Source organism: Chloroflexus sp. (assembly GCF_034435895.1).
Taxonomy (GTDB): Bacteria; Chloroflexota; Chloroflexia; order Chloroflexales; family Chloroflexaceae; genus Chloroflexus.
The window spans coordinates 1-3,181 of record NZ_DAOTWH010000056.1; the positions used below are offsets into that span (position 1 = coordinate 1).

Consider the following 3,181-nt stretch of genomic DNA (forward strand, 5'->3'; position numbering starts at 1 on the left):
CCGCCGCCGTCGGCACCGCCGTCGCCGCCACCGGCGCTACAAAGAGCGGATCAGCGTCCAGCACCGCGCTGCCGTTGCTCCACCCCCCTTGCACCACACTGTGCTGCACCGTCACCTGCCCGCTCAGCGCCCACCCGTTGTTCCCCCACACGATGCTGTTCACTACCGTCGCCGTCGCATAGTACGGCCCCACCCCGCCACTGGCGTTTCCCACCACCGTTGCGCTCTCCACCGCCACCTGCGCCCCGCCCTCGCCATAGATCGTCCCGCCCCGGTCAGACTGGTTCCCGCTCACCAGCGTGTTCCGCACCGTCGCTTGGCCGCCCTGCACAAATAGCCCGCCCCCGTAGCAAGCGCTCCGGTTCCCCGCAATTACGCTCTGCTCCACCGTCCCGGTCGCACTGAACAGCGCCACGCCGCCGCTATGACCGCCTGCCTCATTCCCCTGCACCCGCGCTCCGCTTAGCAGCAATCCCCCACCCGCAACCCCACGCCGCCCCCATTGCCGCTCGCCCGGTTCCCCACGATACACTACGTTCCGCAGCACCGGATTGCCGTTGCCCACGTACACCCCGCCGCCACGCGCCTGCCCGCTGTCGCTCCCGTTGGCTTGGCCCCCCGTCACCACAAACCCATCCAGCACCGCCGTTGGCCCTACTCCGCTCGCCACTACCACGTGGTACGCATTCGCCCCTTGGATGTCCTGCCACATCTCCGCAATCCCGTTCCCGTCCGCATTCACATCATTCCGGTCAATATCCCCGCTCAACACCGTCACGTTCGCCCGCCAATCCCGCTGCGCCCGACTCGTCGCCGTCCCTGCAAACCCGCCGTAGACCGCTACACCATCCTTCAGCACAAACGAATCGGTGCGATTGGCGCCGGGATAATACACACCGGCTTGCACCCACACTTCATCACCAGCTTGCGCTTGATTTAATGCTGTCGGCAACGGATACGCATTTGCCCATGACAAACAATCACCGGTCCCAGCCACTGCTGGAGCAGCATAAAGAATACGGCCTGTGTTAGTGAGCACAACTTTGGCGTCACCGGTATGATTCACAGAGATAGCGTTCGTGTATCTACTGCTAACATTCATCGGCAATAAACTGAATGACGCTGTAGCCTTCGCTCCTACGTACAGGTTCAGGATAAACGCAACGAGCAGGATTAACATTGCACGACCCACAAAGCGCGGTTTCATAGCGATCTCCTCGGCATCAATTGCAATGCGGCGTAGACAAGGCGGATATCATCGTCAAATCGGTGGGATTCCTATTGAAAGGGGCAAGTTACTAAAAACTTATTAGCAATGATTTGGTTATAATCCAAAAGATTAATCAACAAAAGCAGTCAGTTCACAAGCTCAGACAATTCTTTCGCAACTAGCCTTAAGATTATAATTAATTAATCGTAAATGGAATAACAGGCAATGTTATTGATTTTCTAAAAATTAACCAACCTTAAAAACAAAAAAACTAATCGAATCGATGGCATCGAATACCACGTTATGCAAGTGGCAACTATGGTATGATGAGGGCAATGCACGCAACAAGGGAGCACTTGCATGACCACTTCCACCCCCTACCATTACCTTGGCAAAGGACGTAAATCGGTTGATGGGATCGAGAAAGTGACCGGGCGCGCCCGCTATGCCGGCGACGTGCATCTGCCCGGTCTGTTGCACGGCAAATTGGCGTTGAGCATGTATGCCCATGCCCGCATCACCAACATTGATCCGAGCGCGGCCCGCGCCGTGCCCGGCGTGGTGGCAGTGCTGACCGCGGCGGACTTGCCCACCCGTGGCCGCCAGCCTTCATCGCGCCAAACCACCACGCTGGCTGATGGTGTGGTGCGCTACCGTGGCGAGCCGGTGGCGCTGGTGTTGGCGACGAGTCTGGCCGCTGCCGAGGATGGCTTGGCGGCGTTGCAGATTGATTACGAGCCGCTGCCCGGCCCGGTCACGCCGGAAGCGGCGCTCGATCCGGCGGCGCCGGTGATCTGGCCGCAGGGTGCGCCGAAGGGTGATGCCGATCTGACTGCCGCGCATGCGGCGGTGGCGCGCGGTGACGATCAGGCGGAACACGAGGCGTCAAACGTCCACGAACACAAACAGTTTAGCCGGGGTGATGCGCTGGCGGCCTTGGCTGCCGCCGAGGTGGTGATAGAGGGAACCTATCGCACGTCAATCGTGCATCAAGGCTACCTCGAACCGCACGCCGTCGTGGCCGACGTCGATCCGGTGCGCAAGCAGCTCACGCTCTACACCGGCACGCAAGGCCAGTTTGGCGTGCGTGACGAAGTCGCGCGGTTGCTAGGTCTCCGCCCCAGCCAAGTGACCGTTATCCCGATGACGGTTGGCGGCGGGTTTGGCGCGAAGTACGGCATTCTTGAACCGCTGGCGGCAGCGGCGGCGCTCGCCGTAGGCCGGCCCGTGCGGATCATACTTGACCGAAGCGAGGATTTTCTCACCACCACCCCCTCGCCGGCCAGCACGATCACGCTCAAGCTCGGCGCGACCCGCGCTGGCACGCTGACCGCGCTGGTGGCCGAGATCGTGAACGATAACGGCGTGTACCCGTTTACCTTGGGCGGGATTATGAGCACGCTGCTCGGCGGCTACTACCGCTGCCCCAACGTGCAGATCGACGTGATCGAGGTGCTGACCCACAAGCCGCAAGCCGGCGCCTACCGCGCCCCCGGCGCGCCACAGATCACGTTTGCGATCGAGTCAGCGATGGATGAATTGGCCCGCAAGTTGGGCCTCGATCCGCTGGAGCTGCGGCTGCGCAATGCGGCTACCACCGGCGATCCGATGGGCAATAACGATCCGTGGCCATCGATGGGGTTGACCAAGGTGCTCGAAGCCGCCGCCAACCACCCACTCTGGCGCGAACGCCAGCCGGGCAGCGGAATTGGGCTGGCGATTGGCGGCTGGCCGTGCGGCATGTCGCCGGCGGCGGCAGTCTGCCGGGTTGACACCGACGGCATGGTGCGGGTGCATGTCGGGTCGGTCGATATTTCTGGCGTCAATAGCAGCTTTGTGCTGGTGGCCGCCGAGATTCTGGGGGTGCCGCCGGAGCAGGTCGAGATTGTGGCCGGCGACACCCGCAGCGGGCCGTTTGCCGGGCCGAGCGGCGGCAGCCAGATTACCTACAGCGTGGCAGGCGCGGTGGCC

1 protein-coding gene and 1 pseudogene are annotated in these 3,181 nt (G+C 62.0%); one reads left to right on the forward strand and one right to left on the reverse strand.

The genetic code is table 11. The annotated features are described in order from the left end of the window. Positions 1-952: pseudogene (locus U9R81_RS03440) on the reverse strand (hypothetical protein); the annotation flags it as partial. Between the two features lie 618 nt (positions 953-1,570). On the opposite strand from U9R81_RS03440, the gene U9R81_RS03445 reads away from it, so the two are divergent. Beyond that, positions 1,571-3,181, forward strand: a 1,611-nt coding sequence (locus tag U9R81_RS03445) for a xanthine dehydrogenase family protein molybdopterin-binding subunit (RefSeq protein ID WP_322494128.1), incomplete at its 3' end; no start/stop codon positions are given.